This is a genomic window from Streptomyces sp. NBC_01320 (genome assembly GCF_035974375.1).
Classification (GTDB): Bacteria; Actinomycetota; Actinomycetes; order Streptomycetales; family Streptomycetaceae; genus Streptomyces; species Streptomyces yanii.
Genome location: NZ_CP108390.1, coordinates 9,343,566 through 9,360,947 on the forward strand (window position 1 = coordinate 9,343,566; position 17,382 = coordinate 9,360,947).

General features: G+C 68.9%; 15 protein-coding genes. 11 read left to right on the top strand and 4 right to left on the bottom strand.

Going from position 1 to position 17,382, the window contains the following annotated elements:
- Positions 1-223 precede the first annotated feature (223 nt).
- Complete coding sequence (locus OG395_RS42580; protein ID WP_327247684.1) at positions 224-577, top strand: hypothetical protein; 354 nt, start codon at positions 224-226, stop codon at positions 575-577.
- Between the two features lie 817 nt (positions 578-1,394).
- Here OG395_RS42580 and OG395_RS42585 read toward each other — a convergent pair.
- The 3 genes from OG395_RS42585 to OG395_RS42595 form a co-directional block, all read right to left on the bottom strand.
- The gene (locus tag OG395_RS42585; RefSeq protein WP_327247685.1) at positions 1,395-3,038 is read right to left on the bottom strand and encodes an amidohydrolase; all 1,644 of its coding nucleotides are present in this window, start codon (positions 3,036-3,038) and stop codon (positions 1,395-1,397) included.
- A gap of 156 nt (positions 3,039-3,194) precedes the next feature.
- Positions 3,195-4,658, bottom strand: coding sequence for a sodium:solute symporter family protein (locus OG395_RS42590; RefSeq protein ID WP_327247686.1), 1,464 nt, complete (start codon positions 4,656-4,658; stop codon positions 3,195-3,197).
- A complete protein-coding gene (locus OG395_RS42595) occupies positions 4,655-4,876 on the bottom strand; it encodes a hypothetical protein (RefSeq protein WP_327247687.1) in 222 nt (73 codons plus the stop codon). The genes OG395_RS42590 and OG395_RS42595 overlap by 4 nt, the downstream gene beginning before the upstream one ends.
- A gap of 162 nt (positions 4,877-5,038) precedes the next feature.
- Here OG395_RS42595 and OG395_RS42600 point away from each other — a divergent pair, with 162 nt between their 5' ends.
- A complete protein-coding gene (locus tag OG395_RS42600; RefSeq protein WP_327247688.1) occupies positions 5,039-6,076 on the top strand; it encodes an Lrp/AsnC family transcriptional regulator in 1,038 nt (345 codons plus the stop codon).
- 295 nt (positions 6,077-6,371) lie between these two features.
- Here OG395_RS42600 and OG395_RS42605 read toward each other — a convergent pair whose 3' ends face one another.
- Entirely contained in the window at positions 6,372-7,787 is a 1,416-nt protein-coding gene (locus OG395_RS42605) for an alpha-L-fucosidase (RefSeq protein WP_327247689.1), read from the bottom strand.
- Between the two features lie 341 nt (positions 7,788-8,128).
- On the opposite strand from OG395_RS42605, the gene OG395_RS42610 reads away from it, so the two are divergent.
- The 9 genes from OG395_RS42610 to OG395_RS42650 all read left to right on the top strand — a co-directional run bounded on the left by OG395_RS42610 (position 8,129) and on the right by OG395_RS42650 (position 17,234).
- The gene (locus OG395_RS42610) at positions 8,129-9,223 is read left to right on the top strand and encodes a substrate-binding domain-containing protein (RefSeq protein ID WP_327247690.1); all 1,095 of its coding nucleotides are present in this window, start codon (positions 8,129-8,131) and stop codon (positions 9,221-9,223) included.
- Between the two features lie 40 nt (positions 9,224-9,263).
- Positions 9,264-10,352 carry a mandelate racemase/muconate lactonizing enzyme family protein gene (locus tag OG395_RS42615; protein WP_266988483.1) on the top strand — a complete coding sequence of 363 codons (1,089 nt, stop codon included), beginning with the start codon at positions 9,264-9,266 and terminating at the stop codon, positions 10,350-10,352.
- A gap of 2 nt (positions 10,353-10,354) precedes the next feature.
- Positions 10,355-11,428 carry an ABC transporter permease gene (locus OG395_RS42620; protein WP_442818653.1) on the top strand — a complete coding sequence of 358 codons (1,074 nt, stop codon included), beginning with the start codon at positions 10,355-10,357 and terminating at the stop codon, positions 11,426-11,428.
- Positions 11,425-12,501 (top strand): ABC transporter permease, encoded by a 1,077-nt coding sequence (locus tag OG395_RS42625; RefSeq protein ID WP_327247692.1) that lies wholly within the window; start codon positions 11,425-11,427, stop codon positions 12,499-12,501. Before OG395_RS42620 ends, OG395_RS42625 begins: the two co-directional genes overlap by 4 nt.
- Positions 12,498-14,042 (top strand): sugar ABC transporter ATP-binding protein, encoded by a 1,545-nt coding sequence (locus OG395_RS42630; protein WP_327247693.1) that lies wholly within the window; start codon positions 12,498-12,500, stop codon positions 14,040-14,042. Before OG395_RS42625 ends, OG395_RS42630 begins: the two co-directional genes overlap by 4 nt.
- Positions 14,039-14,362, top strand: a complete 324-nt coding sequence (locus OG395_RS42635) for an L-rhamnose mutarotase (RefSeq protein ID WP_327247694.1) — start codon at positions 14,039-14,041, stop codon at positions 14,360-14,362. The genes OG395_RS42630 and OG395_RS42635 overlap by 4 nt, the downstream gene beginning before the upstream one ends.
- Positions 14,363-14,473: 111 nt before the next feature.
- Positions 14,474-15,325 carry a fumarylacetoacetate hydrolase family protein gene (locus OG395_RS42640; RefSeq protein ID WP_327247695.1) on the top strand — a complete coding sequence of 284 codons (852 nt, stop codon included), beginning with the start codon at positions 14,474-14,476 and terminating at the stop codon, positions 15,323-15,325.
- Positions 15,326-15,393: 68 nt separating this feature from the next.
- The gene (locus tag OG395_RS42645; RefSeq protein WP_327249634.1) at positions 15,394-16,197 is read left to right on the top strand and encodes an SDR family NAD(P)-dependent oxidoreductase; all 804 of its coding nucleotides are present in this window, start codon (positions 15,394-15,396) and stop codon (positions 16,195-16,197) included.
- A 5-nt stretch (positions 16,198-16,202) separates the two neighbouring features.
- Positions 16,203-17,234 carry an aldo/keto reductase gene (locus OG395_RS42650; protein ID WP_327247696.1) on the top strand — a complete coding sequence of 344 codons (1,032 nt, stop codon included), beginning with the start codon at positions 16,203-16,205 and terminating at the stop codon, positions 17,232-17,234.
- Positions 17,235-17,382 lie beyond the last annotated feature (148 nt).

A 17,382-nucleotide genomic window follows, 5' to 3' on the forward strand; every position in this document is an offset into this window, starting at 1 on the left:
GCGCAGCGCCTTTCGCTGTCAGTGGCAGTTGCCACGATGGGCTCGAAGAGGGAGGCCGGATTGGCGTACCAAGGCGCGGCGTCCTTGGCACGATAGGTGTATGTCCAGCCACCGAGTTTGAACTCGGGGTGTCGCGGGCGCTCACGGCCCTTGATCCTTGCGGTCCATGGGGTTGTGAGCTGCTGTCGGTTTGCTGAGCCGAAGTGAGTGGTGGCGTGCGGGAGTGAGTTTTGGTGGTGCATTCGCGGGGGTGGGAACGGGGGTTCTGGGGCACCTCGACCTCAGCCCGGAAGACGGGCCCGACCCTGTCTTCAAGCCGTACCAGATGTACCGGCCCGGTCGGCGGGGGCTCATTCCTTGGGCGTTCGGTGAGATGGAGTGCAACTACTTCTGGCTGGCGTCCGCGGAGGAAGATCCGGCGAGCTGGCCCATCGTCACGCAAGGTGATCCGTACCCCTGGCAACAAGTGAGCATGTGCACCTCCGAGTTCGTCTACCGAGTATTGACGGATCCGGAGTTCGAGCCGTTCTCGATCGCGAGGCCGTTTCCGGAGCCTGATTTCTACCCGATGGATTGAGTCGCGCAGCACTCTTGCGCCCGACGTGAGTTTTCAGTGAGGGCCCCCGGGCCCCTATGGGGGCCGTCATGTGCGTCTTGGTCTGAATCTAGCCAAATGTGTCTAATGTTCATCCGCTCATCTCCCGGACTCGCGCTCCTGTACACCCAGCTCCCTTTGTACGTACGGGGATTCGGGAGCGGAACATGGCAGCCCATCGCGGGCGACGGAGGCGCAGGCCGCCGTGGTGTCTGTTGTCGTGGCGTTGAGCGGGTGCTCCGGAGACGGGGGAGCGCAGGAGCCTGCTGGGTCGCGACGCTCGTTTCACGCTCCTGACGGCCGACGACCTGCCTGCATAGCGGTGTATCCCCATCTGGCCTGCATGTTGTCGCCTCTTGCTTCTCGTGACGTCTTCCCGATGACCCATCACGTGGAGTGCGTGGCGATTCTTGAGTCCGCCGAAAAGCGGTCCTGACCTGCAGGTTCGTGCTGCGTGCGTGATGTGCACCGTGGACGTTACGGGCGATAGGCGGAGCTACCCCTGGCCTGGGAAGTTGTCCGAGGTCAGAAGGAATGCCCGCGCTCGCTGGCCGAGGCGGTCTGCGCCCGGCATGGCGTGGAACCGACAGCCGGTGCCTGGACCGCCCCCAGGCGAGCGGTTGAGGACGTAGCCTTCCGCCGGACACCAGAGCTCGTGCACGGGGTCGCCGTCGCCGATCCCCTCATGGCCAGCGCCCTCCGGTCGGCAGGGATCTTCTCCGTCAAGAACAAGCGCGCCGCCGCCCAGAAGTGGCTGTGAAACACGTTGCCCGCCCCGTCCTGCGCGCCACCGTGGCGCTCACCCGTCGCCGTTCGACCAGACCTGACGGGCGCCCACCCACGTGGCGCGCACCGGAACGGCCGCGAGGGCGTCGGGGGCGGTGGCGAACAGGTCCTGGCCGAGCACGGTGAAGTCGGCCAGGTATCCGGGAGCGATGCGGCCCTTGAGGTGGGACTCGCCTGTGGCGCGCGCGGAGCCGGCGGTGTAGACGCCCAGAGCCTCACGGACCGTCAGGGCCCGGTCGGCGCCGAGGACATCGCCCTCGCTGGTGCGCCGGGTCACCATCGTCTGGAGGGCGAGCAGCGGCTCAAGGGGACCCGCCGGGTGGTCGGACGAGCCCGCGACGACGACGCCGGCGTCCAGAAAGGAGCGGTGGTCACTGACCCGTGCGGCGCGCGCGTCACCGTAGTAGCGGCGCAGCTTGGAGCCGTGCCCGTGGACGAATGCGCCGAACGGCACCGGGGTGACCTCTGCGGCGCGGATCCGGTGGACCAGCTTCTCGTCGACGAGGGAGCAGTGCTCGATGCGGTGGTTGATCCGCTGCTCGGGGTGGGCGGCGCGGGCCGCCTCAATGGCGTCGAGGACCTGGGAAATGGCCAGGTCGCCGTTGGCGTGCACGCCAACGCGCAGGCCCGCCGCGTGCAGGGCGAGAACTGCGTCGGCGAGCTCGGTCTCGTCCAGGAGCTGGATTCCGTTGTCGGACCCGGTCTCGGCCGGGTAGGGGTCGCGGCACAGGCAGGTGCCCCCGGCCAGCGCGCCATCCATGATGATCTTGGCGCCGACGATGCGCAGCCACTCGTCGCCGAATCCGGCGTGCAGGCCCGCGTGGCGCAGGGGGTCCACGTAGCGATGCCACAGGAGGGCGCCCACCCGCATCGTCAGGCGGCCGCGCTCGCGCATGCGCTGATAGGTGCGCAGTGCGGCCGGGGTGGTCACGGCGTCGCAGACGGAGGTGACGCCGGCCGCGTGGTAGGCGGTGAAGACGTCGGCCAGCGGTTCGAGCAGGGCCTCGGGCGCTTCCTGCGGTAGCAGGGCGGGTTCGCCGGAGGCACGGTAGAGCTGGTCGAACCAGGTCCGCTCGTAGAGCCAGCCGTCCAGTCGGCCCGTCGTGTCGCGGCCCAGGTCGCCGCCGGTCTGGGGGCCGCTGCCGTCGTGCAGACCAGTCAGCATCAGGGCCGCGGAACCGGCGACCGCCATGTGAAACGAGAAGTGAATCACCAGGACCGGGTGTCGGGTGGTGATCGCGTCGAGCGCGGTGCGGTCGAGGCGGCCGTCGGGGTCTGTGGCGGGGTTGTAGCCCTGGGCGACGATCCATCGGCCCGGCTCGGTGGCGGCCACTCGCGCCGCGAGCCGCTCCCGGGGGGTTCCGGCGCCCGCGCCCAGGTCGACGCGGAGAGCGGCGTTGGCCACCTCCATGGGGTGGCAGTGCGCGTCGTGGAAGCCGGGCACCAGGTGGACGTCGCCCAGATCGACGGTCTCGGCGCCGGGCAGTGCCGTGTACGCCTCGGCTGCCTCGCCGACTGCGGCGATCCGCTCGCCGACGGTGGCGAGGACCCGAGTGTCGGCCTCGCCGTCCAGGGTGGTGATGCGGTGGGCCCGGATGATGCGAACAGGCGTGGGAGGGGCGACGGGGCTGTGCTGCCTGTTGGTCGCGGCGGTCATACGTTCGGTCTCCTTCTTGTTCCTCGTTCCCGTGCGGCTGGACATGTCTACGAGGACGGCGGCCGAACGGGAACGAGGGGGCGGTGCGGTGGTGTGGCGACGTCCGGCGGACGGTCGCTCGTGATGACGGTTCCTCTTAGGGAAGGGACTGCAACGTCAGCGCACGGGTGTCGGGGCCGGCGCCGTGGCCTCCCGCTCCTCCTCGGCGGCACGGTTGCTCCGCAGGCGCGAGACCGCCTCGGTCACGACTGCCACCAGTACGTTGACCGCCAGGGAGATGAGACCGTGGCTGACCGGACCGTCGTAGATGCCGCCGAAGGTCAGCCAGATGAGGACGGCCTCGCCGGCGACAATGCCCACCCCCGCCGACGGTGCGCGTAGCAACGGGCGCCTGGTCAGGGCGGCGGCCGTCGCCGGGGCCATCTGCGCGAGGCCGCTGTAGGTGAGCAGGAGCAGGTTGGCGAGAGCATCAGGCCGGGCGATAGCCAGTACGAGGGCGACCCCGACACCGGCCACCACGGTGGCGTGGTTGACGATGAGCGCGCGACGGCGGTCCTGTACGCGCAGCACATTGCGGGCGACCATGGTCGACATGCCGAGCACGATGGCGGCGGCCGGGACCATGGCAGTGGCGGCCGCTGCGACGGCCACGACGCCCACGAGCCAAGCGGGCAGTGTCTGGGAGACCAGGGTGAGCAGGACTCCGTTGTTCCCGTTCACGGGAGCCGAGAGCGCGGTGATCGCGACAAAGCCGACGATGATCGGGATGGCCTGGGTAGCTCCGTAGACGGGCATCCAGATGCTGTTCTTACGCAGGGCGCGCTCGGAGTCGGCAGCCATGACCGCGGGCCAGCCGTGAGGCATTGTCATGAACAGCACGCTGAACAGACTGGTCAGCATCGCGGTGAAGAACCAGATGGTGCCGTGCGGGCCACTGTGCGGGACGCTGAGCAGCTCACTGTGGTGGGAGCGCAGTTCACCGCCGAGGCTGCCGAGCCCGCCATGAAAGTGGGCGGGGACAGCGACGAGCAGGACGATCAGGACGACCAACATCAGGGCGTCCTTGAAGTACGCGGTCCTGGCGACACCGTGGATGCCGGACCACAACACGAAGGCAACGATGAGCACGGAGGCGAGGATCATCGCGGGGGTTCCGACGTTGTCCTTGCCGGTGGCGAGTTCGACGACCAGGCCGAGTCCCGTGATCTGCAGTTGCAGATAGGGCAGCAGGAAGAGCACGCCGAAGACAGCGGTAACGGTGCCGAGCAGGGGGCTGCGGTAGCGGTCGGCGAAGAAGTCGCCTTGCGTGACATGGCCGCGTTCGCGCCCGATGCGCCACACGATCGGACTGATGACGTAGAGGCCGACGTAGGCGATGGGCAGGTACGGCAGGGCGTAGACGACCGCGACACCGGAACTGAAGGCGAGGCCCGCGAGGCCAAGGAACGTGAAGGTCGTGTAGATCTCCCCAGCCTGCAGGAACCAGGTGGTCAGGGCGCCGAAGTTACGGCCTCCGACGCTCCACTCCTCAATACTGGCGGCGGGTTTGCGACGGCCCATCATGCCGAGTAGGCCGATGACGACTATGCCGACGACGCAGACGACGAGGACGGTGCTCATCGGCGCTCCTCCTGGAGGTTTTGGGGGCCGGCAGCGAGCGCAGTGTGGCGCCGCTCGACGAAGGCGAGGGCAGGGGTCAGGGCGAGGACCCAGACGACGGACCAGACCAGCAGGGACGGCATGCCGAACCACAAGTGCGGTCCGTTGACGAAAGGCAGCCAGACAGCTGACAGCAGGGCCACTACAGGCACGGCGGTCAGCAACCACGGAAGGCGCATGGCGAACTCCGAGACATGTCGCGAGTCGGTGGTCGGCTGCCGAGAGACCGACAGCCACCGCGGCGGACGGCCGGCGGCCGTTGCCAAATCACGCAAGTAGCTTGAAACTCCTGGAGTGCACCCCATGGATTTCTGCATAATTCATTCAGGAGAGATGCCACAGTGACCGATTCCGCCACCGGCTTGCTGGACGAGCTGGATCTGTCCCTGGTCAATGCGCTCCAGACCGCGCCCCGCGCGTCCTGGGCGCGGGTAGGAAGGGCCATCGAGGTCAGCCCGGTGACGGCGGCGCGGCGCTGGGAGCGGCTGCGCGCCCAGGGCCTGGTCTGGGTGACCGCGTACGGCGGAGCCTTCGTCAACCACCACCACTGTGTCGCCATCGTCGGCGTGGACTGCGAACCCGGCCGCATCCCGGCGATCTCGGCCGCGCTTGGCGAGCAACCGCAGATAGCCAGCATCGAGCACACAGCGGGCCACCACGACCTGTCCCTCAACGTCATGGTGGACTCCCTGGCCGACCTCTCCCGGCTGCACACCGAGGTCCTCGGGAGACTGCCCGGGGTGCGTGCCACACACAGCCGGATCGTCACCCGGTTCTTCACCGAAGGCTCCCGCTGGGACATTCGCGCCATCAGCCGCGACCAGCGCGAGGCGGTCCGCTCCGGGGCGCCCCCCGCGGTGGGTGACGTCGATCCCGCACCGGCCGAGGCCGACCGGGAGCTGCTGCTCGCACTCGGCGCCGACGGGCGCGCCGGATACGGCGAATTGGCCCGACGTACGGGAATGAGTGAGTCGACGGTGCGGCGCCGGGTGGCGTGGATGGTGCGCACGGGGGCCGCGCTGCCGCGCTGCGAGGTGGCGCACACCTACTCGCCGTATCCGGTGTTCGCCACCTTCCACGCGAACGTGCCCTCCGACGCGCTGGCCCGGGTCGGCCCCGCACTGGCCGCGCTGCCGGAGGTGCGGATGTGCGCGGCGACCACCTCGAACCACAACCTGGTGGTCAACAGCTGGGTGCGCTCCACCTCCGACGTGCTGCGCCTGGAGTCGTACATCGCCGAGCGCTTTCCGGAAGTCGCTATGGCCGACCGCTCCCTCACGCTCGGCAATCCCAAGCGCATGGGCTGGATCCTCGACGAGGCGGGGCGGGCGGTGCGCCACGTACCCATCGACCTGTGGCGGCGGCCGGGGGGCGGCTGAGCCGCCGGGGGAGTCGCACGCCTGCGAACCAGACGGGCGCTCCCGGCATCAGCCGGTGGAGATCCGAAGTGCCACGTCGCACAGGCGCGGGGTGCGGCGCCGTTTTCCCGGTCACAGGGGTCCGTGGCGCCTACGAGACCCCGGGGTGTAGCCGACGGGGCGGCGGAACTCCTCCGTGGTGCCGGTCGTGGTGTACGTCTGCCCGCAACCCCGACCGGGGGTGCGGGCAGACGTACACCACGCGGTGTTCTTCAGCCTCGTTCAAGGGCCGACGGGACGCGGCGGTGGACTCGCATCAGGACGTGGAGCCGATCTCCTTCAACCGGTCGACGTAGTTCTGTGGCAGGCGGCCGGTGCGGTCGGGGCCCACGTTGAGCAGGAAGAGGGCGTTGCCGGCGTTGGCCTTGTGGAGGTTGTCGACGATGTCGCTCGCGGGTCGCGGTTCACCGGTGGACGTGGTGTGGAACCACGTACTGTTGGTGTCCAGTGTGTCGCTGGCGTCGACGGGGCGGGCGTTGGTGGCGGGGGGCATGCCCTGGACCGGGACCTCGTAGACGATGACGTCCGAGGTCTGGAGCGTTCCGAAGTGGTCGTTGTTGGCGACCACGGTGTGCGGTGAGACCTCCCGGATCATGTCGCGCACGGGCTGGTAGGGGATCTTGGAGTACGGGACGTGCCAGCCCCAGCCGTCGAACCAGAGGTAGTCGATCTGCCCGTACTTGGTGAGCAGTTCGCGCAGCTGGTTCTGGATGAGTTCGGTCGAGTCGCCGTTGTGCCTGTCCCAGATGGAGAAGTAGATCCCGACCTTGAGGCCCTTGGCGTGCATGGCGTCGACGTACTCGCGGACGATGTCGCCCTTGCCGCCCTTGTACGGGCTCCTGGCGACGTCGTAGTCGGACTGGGCGGTGTCCCACAGGGAGAAGCCGTCGTGGTGCTTGGCGGTGAGCACGCCGAACTTCATCCCGGCGTCCTTCATGCTCTGCGCCCACTGCTCCGGGTCCAGAGCGGTTGGGTTGAAGTCGGCCGGGTTGCCGTTGGGGTCGGCCCACTGGGTGTTCTGGTACGTCGACATGTTGAAGTGCAGGAACATGCCGAACGGGCTGTGTTTCACCCACTTCTGCGCGTCCGCGGACGGCGAGACAACCTCGTCACCGAAGGCCTGGACCTCGGCGAGCGAGAGGTAGTCGGTGCCTTCGAGCTGGATACGGAGGTAGCGGGCAGAGCGGGTCATCGCCACCTGCGCCGAAGGGCCGGAGAGCGAGCTGACCTTGGTGGCGGTGACGCCGGCCTGGTTGCGGGCGTCGGTCAGGCTCCGGGCCGTGATGGGGGTGTCGGACGCGAGGACCCAGAAGTTCGACAGCCGCTCGGTGCAGCAATCGGTGCGGTTCCAGACGACCACCTTGTCGACCTTCTTGGCGGCCCCCAGGTCGGTCTGCCAGTACGGCTGGGACTCCAGGCCGGTGTGGCTGACGGAACCGCGGCCCCAGCTTCCGTTCGTGCTGCCGTCGGCGGCGCGGTTCGCGGCACCGCCCTCATAGGTGCTGCTCTGGGTCGCCGCCGTGCCGAAGACCAGGTTCCGCGGTTCGCTGCCGGGTGGTGCGCTGTCGGCTGCCGTGGCACCTTCCGCTGCCGTGGCAGTTTGGGAGACGCCTGTGGCCAGCAGGCCGAGCACCGCGACGGCGCCGGCCAGGCGTGTTCTCAAAGAACGCATCGCTCCTACTTCCCCTAGGGCTGTAGTGAATTTCCTATATGATTTTGGGTCGACGGTGGTCAGTCAAGGGGTGCGTCCCGACTTTTCAGGCCGTCGCCCTCCGGAGCCGTGGCGTTGTGGGGCGAGTTCGGGCGCCTGGCCTGCGGGGCTACCGGAAGGCGGTAGTGGGCTGGGGTCCAGCTGGCAACTCTTCCTGGCGAACGGCTCTGAACGTGCGGCCGGGTCCATGGTTGCAGCGCATGCCAGCGAGGTCTCCGCACCGCTCGCGGGTCTTGACGAGGTGACTCGATTGGCGCATCATCGCCGCATCGATTTCCTATTTGATTTTGGAGGTGAGGGAGATGAGTCTCCGAACGAGATCTCTCCTGCCGGGAGTTGTCGCCGTCGCGGTGCTGGCCGTGGGCTCGACAGCTTGCACGATCAAGAACTCGGATGAACCGGCGGGCGGGCAGGTTCCCACGACCGCGCGGGCGGGCAGCGGCACGGCGGAGCTCGCGGACGGATCAGCCACCAAAGTTGCGCTCGTGCCCGGTGGCGCTCACCCCTACTTCCAGCCCTGGAAGACCGCCGGCGCCGACGCTCGGAAGACCTACCAGCTCGGGGACGTGACGTTCGACGAGACGGCGGAGTGGGACCAGCAGAAGCAGAACAACCTGCTGTCCACCCTGGCCGCGCGCGGCTACAACGCGTTCGGCGTCTTCGGTGTCTCGCCGACGGACATCAACACCACGTTCGCGGACCTGAAGTCCCAGGGCTTCGCCGTGGCCTCACTCGGCTCCTGCCCGGCGGGCACGACGAACGAAGCCGACTTCTGCCTCTCCACGGACGTCGAACTCGCCGCGTACAAGGCGGCCAAGGCCGCCATCGAGGCGATGGGCGGCAAGGGCAAGATCGTCCACCTGACGGGCAACAACGTGGACGCCAACACCCAGCTGCGGATCAAGGGCGTCGCCAGGGCCGTGAAGGAGTCGGGCGGCAAGGTGCAGCTGCTGCAGACCGTCACCGACATCGACAAGGACCTGCAGACCGCGCAGAAGGCGGTGTCCGACCTGCTGGCAGCCAAGGGCAAGCAGATCCAGGGCATTGTCTCCACCGCCTACAACCCGGCCGTCGCCGCCGCCGACACGGTCAGGAGCTCCGGTTCGCAGGCGAAGGTCGTCGCCATCGACGACGACGCCAAGATCCTCAGCTCGATCAAGCAGGGCACGGTCACCGCCACCGTCGTGCAGAACCCGGTGGGACAGGCCGACGTCGGCGCATGGGCACTCGCGCTGCTGCAGACAAAGCAGTGCACCATGCGGACGCCAGGGCAGTCCGTCGACTCCGGCTCCTTCGTTGTCACCAAGGAGAACATCACGGCCTACGACAGTGCGAGGCAGACGAAGACCGATCAGCTGAAGAAGCAGTTCGCTGACGAAGTCCTTGCGTGCAGCTGACCCCTGCCGTCCCCGCACTACAGAAAACGGACATCACCAGATGAGCATCATCACAACCGCCACGGCCAAGCTGGCCGACATCGCCGTGGAGACGGACCGCACCGACGCGGTGCAGTCCTTCGTCAAGCAGGAGACGGTACTCGTCGACATCACCACGGCGGACGGCAGCGCGGGGACAGGCTACGCCTACACCATCGGCACCGGCGGAACCTCCGTACTGGCCCTGCTGCGGGACCACCTCCTGCCCGTCCTCATCGGGCAGGACGCGCGCAACGTCGAGGCGCTGTGGCAGCGGCTGTTCGCCCTGACCCGTGCGACCACCACTGGAGCCATCACCTCGCTCGCGCTCGCCGCCGTCGACACCGCGGTGTGGGACGTGCGCTGCAAGCGCGCGGGCGAGCCGCTGTGGCGGCTGGCAGGCGGCCACCGCCAGGAAGTTCCGGTCTACGACACCGAGGGCGGCTGGCTCCACCTGAACACCGAGGAACTCGTGAAGGGAGCGCTCCAGGCCCAGGAGGCCGGGTGGGCCGGTGTCAAGATCAAGGTGGGCAAGCCGCATGCCGCCGAGGACGCGGAGCGCCTGCGCGCCGTACGGGAGGCTGTCGGCTCCTCGCTGCACATCATGACGGACGCCAACCAGTCGCAGACGATGTCCTCGGCCCTCCAGTTGGCAGCCGCGCTGGAGCCCTACGACCCTTACTGGCTCGAGGAGCCCCTGCCGGCGGACGACATCAGTGGCCATGCCCGGTTGGCGAGTGCGACGCGGATTCCCGTCGCTGTCGGCGAGTCCATGTACTCGCCCATGCAATTCCGCAACTACCTCGAGGCGGGCGCCGCTTCCATCGTGCAGGTCGACGTCGCCCGCGTCGGCGGGATCACGCCCTGGCTCAAGGTCGCGCACACGGCGGAGAGCCACAACGTCATGGTGTGTCCGCACTTCCTGATGGAACTGCATGTCAGCCTCGCCGCCGCGGTGCCCAACGGCATGTACGTCGAGTACATCCCGCAGCTGCGGGCCGTCACCCGCAGTGAATTGACGGTCCGCGACGGGCTGGCCGTGGCGCCCGACGTTCCGGGGATCGGCATCGACTGGGACGTGGACGCCATCGACAACCGGAGGGTGTCGTGACAATGCCCGTTGCCCCACCGGACGGTGACACCAACACCGCCGAGGCCACTGCGCCGCGTCCCGTGCACCGGCTGCCGTTCTGGGTCAACCAGCGGCTTGGCCTGCTCGTGCTCATCGTCTCCCTCAGTGCCCTGTTCGGCGTGCTGCGGCCGGCGTTCCTCGACGAGCGGCTCGTGCTGTTCCCGCTGCTGCGGGACATCTCGACGCTGACTGTGGTGGCGCTCGCCCAGATGGTCGTCCTCTCAGTGGGGCACATGAACCTGGCCGTCGGACGGATGGCCGCTTTCGGGGCCCTGTTCGCGGGATTCGGATACGACCGGTTGGGCCTGCCACTGCCGCTGGGCCTGCTGCTGTGCCTGTTCGCCGGAGCCGCCATCGGCGCGCTGACCGGCTGGATCATCACCCGCACAGGGGTGAGTTCCTTCGTCGTGACCCTGGCGATGGACTTCGCGCTGCTGGGACTCGTCTCCCTGCTCTACTCGGCCCTGACCGAGAACGCCGCCTTCACCACCAGGCCGTCAGGGCTCGCGGAACTGCGCTCGTACTCGCTGGCCGACATCTGCGTCGGGCCCGTGTGCGGATCCCCGGCCGTACCGCAGCTGGCGCAGTTCACCGTCCTGGCGCTGCTCGGCCTCGGTTTCCTGTACGCCTGCACCCGCATCGGCCGGGAACTGCTGCTCACCGGGGCGAACCCCGCGGCGGCGGAGCTGTCCGGCATTCCCACCGGCCGCCGCGTCATCCTGGCGCACATGCTCTCGGGGCTGCTCGCCGCGCTCGCCGGATTCATGGCCGCCGTCAGCACCGGAACGTTCCGCGCCTCCATCGGGGACGACTTCATGCTGCCCTCGTTCCTCGGCGCGGTGCTCGGCGGCACCCTGCTCACCGGCGGCGTCGTCTCGGTGCTGGGAGCTCTGCTGGGCACATCCCTGGTCGGCGTCATCCGCAAGGGGCTCGACCTGCTCGGTGTCGGTCTCGAAAGCCTGAACATTTACCTCGGATGCGTACTCCTGCTGGCCCTCTCGGCCGACCGCGTGCGCACCGTCCTGTCCTATCGCAAGGTGGTGCGCTCCACATGATCACAATCCGCGATCGGGGAGCCCGGGGCGTCGCGGTCCTGCGCCGCTTCTCCCGCTCCACGACGATGACCCTGCTGTGCGTGGTGCTCGCTGGTTACGTCGCCCTGGGCATGGCCTCCTCCGGCTCGTTCTTCGAGGGCCCGTCGGTGCGCACCTTCCTGCAATACCTGGCCACCCCTGTCCTCATCGGGCTGGCCCAGATGATCGCGCTGTGCGTCGGACAGCTCAACCTCGCGGTCGGGGCGCTCGGCGGCTTCACCGCCTGCCTCATGGGCGTCCTCATGGCAGACCAGGGTGTGCCCGCCGGGGTCGCGGTGGCAGCCGGTGTGCTGACGGCGACAGCTGTCGGCCTGGTGACGGGCCTGTTCATCGTGGCGACGAATATCAACGGCTTCATCGTCACACTCGGGACGATGACGATCCTCCTGGGAGCGCAGTACCGGCTGGCCGGTACGCGCACCGTCGACGGCTACTCCGCCGGCCTGAGGGACCTCGGCAGGGCGGCCCCGCTGAACGTCCCGCTGGTGTTCGTCACGGCTCTGGCCGCTGCGGCCCTGCTCGCCGCCTTCCTGTACCGCAGCAGCGCCGGCCGGCGGCTCCTGGCGGCAGGCGGCAACCCGCTGGCGGCCAGGCTGTCGGGCATCTCCACCGATCGGCAGATCGTGCTTGCCCACACCCTGTCGGGGCTCTTGATCGGCGTGGCCGCCCTGACCGCAACGGCGTCGCTGCCCGGAGTCAACCGCAGTGTCGGCGGCGACTGGCTGCTGCCCAGCTTCGCGGCTCCCATCATCGGCGGCGTCGCGCTCACCGGAGGCTCGGTCGCTGTGCTCGGCACGGTGCTGGCAGCCTTCGTGATGCGGCTCATCGACGCCGCACGGGCACAGTTCTCCCTCGACCCGAGCTGGGTGAACTTCCTCATCGGCCTGGTCGTGCTCGGCACGGTGGTCGGCGGCCGTATCCACCAGACCCACCTGGAGAAGAAGGGCAGTTCGCGCGGCCGCACACCGCCCGCGCCACCGGAGAGTGACGCGCAGCCGACTGCCGTCCTGCCGCACATGGGAGGTGCCCGATGAGCAACGTCCTTCTCGAATGCCAGGCCATCGTCAAGGTCTTTCCCGGAGTACGGGCCCTGGACGGCGTCGGGCTGCGCCTCACCGCGGGGTCCGTCCATGCGCTGCTCGGCGAGAACGGCGCGGGAAAGTCCACCCTCATCAAGGTCCTGACCGGGGTGCACACCCCCAACAGCGGCCGTCTCACCTGGTGCGGCGACGAGGTCCACCTGCGCTCGCCGCTGGAGGCAACCCGCACCGGCATCGGCGTCGTGCACCAGGAGCGCAATCTGATTCCCGGCTTCTCGGTGGCCGAGAACATCACGTTGCAGAGCCCTCCCTCGCACCGCGGTCTCATCGACCGCGCGGCCATGACCGCCCCCGCTCTGAAGTGTCTCGGTGAGCTGGGCCTGGACATCAACCCGGGCCAGCCGGTCCGTGAACTGTCCGTGGCACAACAGCAGTTGGTGGAGATCGCGAAGGCTCTGTACACCGAGAGCCGGGTGCTGCTCCTCGACGAGCCGACCGCTTCCCTCTCCCCACAGGAGGCGGAGCGCCTGTTCGAGGTCGTCCGGCGGCTGAAGGCCCGAGGGACGTGCGTCGTCTTCGTCAGTCACAAACTGGAGGAGGTGTTCGCCATCTGCGACACCGTCACCGTGCTGCGTGACGGCAGGTCCGTGCTCGAGTCCTCGCCGCTCGCCGACCACACCCAGGACGACGTGGTCAGCCTCATGGTGGGCCGCGCCCACTCGGCGACCGAGATGCGTCCGCGTGAGGTGGACACGTCCGCGGCACCGGTTCTCTCGCTCGACGGGGTCTCCACCGCCGCCGGGCACCGGGACATCAGCCTGGACGTACGGCCCGGCGAGATCGTCGGTCTGTACGGACTGGTCGGAGCCGGGCGCAGCGAACTGGTCAAGGCCGTGCTCGGCCTCGACCGCGTCACCGGCGGCGAGATCCGGCTGCACGGCAAACCGGCGCGTATCGCTTCTCCCCGGCAGGCCTTGCACGGCTTCGGCATCGGCTATCTGACCGAGAACCGCAAGGAGGAAGGGGTCTTCCTGGAGCAGCCCATCGTCCGGAACATCACGGTGACGGTGTGGAAGAGGCTGGCGAAGGCGTTCGGGTTCGTCTCCTCACGCGAGGAACAGGAGTTGTCGCACGACCTCGTCGAACGTCTCGGCATCCGCATCTCCGGGCTCGGGCAGAACGCCGGTGAGCTGTCCGGTGGCAACCAGCAGAAGGTGAGCCTGGCGAAGTGGCTGGCGGCCGACACGCGGCTGCTCATCGTCGATGAGCCGACGGTCGGTGTCGATGTGCGCACCAAACACGCCTTCCACGAACTGATCTGGGAGCTGGCCCGCGACGGTCTGCCCATTCTGCTGATCAGCAGCGACCTCGCGGAGATGATCACGCTTGCGGACCGGGTGGTTGTCATGGCCGACCACCGGATCCGCGGTGAGGTCGACAACGACCGCGACTACGAGCGGATGAGCGGCAGGATCATCCGTATCATCCACGATCGCGCGCTCTCGGCCGTGGGCCCGAAGGCGGTACGGGCATGAAGCGCGTGGCGCAGGTCATCCGGGTTCGCCCGGAAAAGCTCGACGAGTACCGTCAACTGCACCGTGACGTTCCCCAGCCGGTGCTGGACCAGCTACGGCGCTGCCACATCGCCAACTACTCGATCCACCTGCTCGGCGACCGGCTTTTCAGTTACTTCGAGTACCACGGTGACGACCTGGCCGCGGACATCGCCCTGGTGGCTGCGGACAAGGCGACGCAAGCGTGGTGGAAACTCACCGACCCCTGCCAGCAGCCCGTGGAGGAGGCGGCGCCGGGCGAGTGGTGGGCCTCCACGGAGCAGGTCTTCCTCATGGAATAGGCCGCCCCAGCACCCCGGTTCGGCTGTGCTCGGACGACCGTCCGGCGCCCCGGGCTCCGTACGACCACCCTCGCGATTCGCCCCCCGAATCGCGACCGTAAGGAGAACCACGTGAAACTGCTGCGCCTTGGCGCCCCAGGCGAGGAACGCCCCGCAGTCCTCGACAGTGACGGACGCACCTACGACATCTCCGGGCTGACCCGCGACATCGACGGCCCCTTCCTGGCGGGCGGCGGTGTGGAGCGGGTACGAGCCGCCCTCGGCTCCGGTGAGCTGCCGCTCCTGGACCCGGAAGGGCTGCGCACCGGCGCGCCGGTGGCGCGTCCCGGCAAGGTGGTGTGCATCGGCCTCAACTACCGGGACCATGCGGCGGAAACCGGGGCCGACGTGCCGCAGCGGCCGGTGGTGTTCATGAAGGCCCCGTCCACCGTGGTCGGCCCTCACGACACCGTCCTCATTCCGCGCGGCTCGGCCAAGACCGACTGGGAGGTGGAACTCGCGGTGGTGATCGGCCGACACGCACGCTATCTCGCCGACCCCTCGGACGCGGCAGCGGTGATCGGCGGATACGCGATCAGCAACGACGTGTCGGAGCGCGCCTTCCAGCTCGAACTCTCGCCGCAGTGGGACCTCGGCAAGTCCTGCGAGACGTTCAACCCGCTCGGGCCCTGGCTCGTCACCGCGGACGAGGTGGCCGATCCGCAGGCGCTCGGTCTGCGGCTGTCCGTCAACGGCGTGCGGCGGCAGGACGGCACGGCCAGGGACATGATCTTCGACGTCGCGTACCTCGTCTGGTACCTCAGCCAGTACATGGTGCTGGAGCCCGGCGACGTCATCAACACCGGCACCCCCGCCGGAGTCGCTCTCGGCCTGCCGGGCACGCCCTACCTCCGGGCCGGTGACACCACCGAACTCGCCATCGACGGTCTCGGCAGCCAGCGGCAGACCTTCGAACAGGCATGAAGGGGCGGCGGACATGAACAGGCCCGAAGAGGCGACGGGGATGAACAGGCATGAATGAAGAGGCAGACATGAACAGGTACGACGACCGCGCCGCCTGGATCGGTGAATGCGCACCGACGAGGGAACTGTCCGGACTCAAAGCCCTGGTCACCGGCGGGGCTTCCGGTATAGGACTGGCCACGGCACGGTTGCTCGCGGCCCGCGGCGCGGACGTCGCCGTCCTCGACCTCGACCCGTCGGCGGTGCCGGAGCCACTGCGCGGCTACCGCGCGGACGTAACAGACGACGACATGGTGAGGACCGCGGTGGATGCGGCAGCCTCGGACCTCGCGGGCATCGACATTGTGGTCAACAACGCGGGCATCGGGGCCGTCGGCACCGTCGAGGACGGCGACGACGGCCAGTGGCACCGTGTCTTCGACGTGAACGTCATGGGCGTGGTGCGCACGACCCGGGCGGCACTGCCCCACCTCAGAGCCTCCTCCCACGCCGCCCTCGTCAACGTCTGCTCGATCGCCGCCACGGCGGGCCTGCCCCAGCGGACGCTGTACAGCGCGAGCAAGGGCGCGGTCCAGTCGCTGACGCTGGCCATGGCCGCGGACCACGTACGGGAGGGCATCCGGGTCAACTGCGTGAACCCCGGCACGGCGGACACGCCGTGGGTGGGCCGCCTCCTGGACCAGGCCGCGGATCCCGCCGCGGAACGCTCCGCGCTCAACGCCCGCCAGCCCTTGGGCCGCCTCATTTCGGCCGACGAAGTGGCCGCCGCCATCGTCTACTTGGCCTCCCCGGCCGCCGCCTCGGTGACCGGCGCCGCCCTCGCGGTGGACGGCGGGATGCAGGGGCTGCGCCTGCGGCCGGCGGGACAGTGATGGGCATGCACCGCACCGTTCACGAATCGGTACTGCCGCGCCGCACCCTGGGGCGCAGTGAAGTCGCCGTCACCGCCCTGGGGTTCGGCGCCGCCGCCATTGCCGGCCTCTTCTCCCACGTTGGCGAGGACGAGGCCGCCGCCGCTGTCGAAGCGGCCTGGGGCGCGGGCATCCGGTACTTCGACACCGCCCCGCACTACGGTCTGGGTCTGTCGGAGCACAGACTGGGCGCCGTACTGCGCACCAAGCCCCGGGACACGTACACGGTCTCGACCAAGGCCGGGCGGTTGCTCGTACCCTGTGAGGACGGCGGGCGCGAGGGGGACTTCGGGGACGATCTCGCCCACGGTTTCGCCGTACCCGCGACCCACCGCAGGCGGTGGGACTTCAGCGCCGACGGCGTCCGCCGTTCGCTGGAGGAGAGCCTGACCCGGCTCGGCCTCGACCGCGTCGACCTCGTGCTGCTGCACGACCCCGACGACCACGAGGAGCAGGCGTTCCGGGAAGCGTATCCCGCGCTGGAGGAACTGCGGTCCCAGGGCGTGGTCGGCGCGATCGGCGCGGGCATGAACCAGAGCCGCATGCTGACCCGCTTCCTCGAGGACACAGATGTCGACGCCGTGCTGTGCGCCGGTCGCTACACCCTGCTGGAGCAGACAGCCCTGGAAGAACTGCTGCCCGCCGCCGCGGCGCGCGGCAAGAGTGTGATCGTCGGAGGCGTGTTCAACTCCGGCCTGCTGGCCGACCCGAAGCCCGGCGCCACGTACGACTACACCGCCGCTCCGAAATCCCTGGTGAGCCGTGCGCTGCACATGCAGGCCGTCGCCGAGGAGCACGGGGTGCCACTGCGGGCCGCCGCACTGCGCTTCCCCTTCGGGCATCCGGCCGTCGCCTCCCTCCTCGTCGGCGCGCGCTCGGCGGCTCAGGTCCACGACGCTGCCGCACAGGTGGACCGCGCGATCCCCGACGGGATGTGGGAGGCGCTGCGGAGCGAGGGCCTGCTGCCGCCGCACGTGCCGGTACCGGAGGGGACGTAGTCATGCGCATCGCGCTGTTCATCACCTGCTTCAACGACACGCTGTGCCCGCAGACCAGCAAGGGCGTGGCGCCGACGTGATCGGGCTCTTCGTGGAACGCGCCACGGAACCGCGCCACGGTGATCCGGACCCACGACGCGGTGACCGC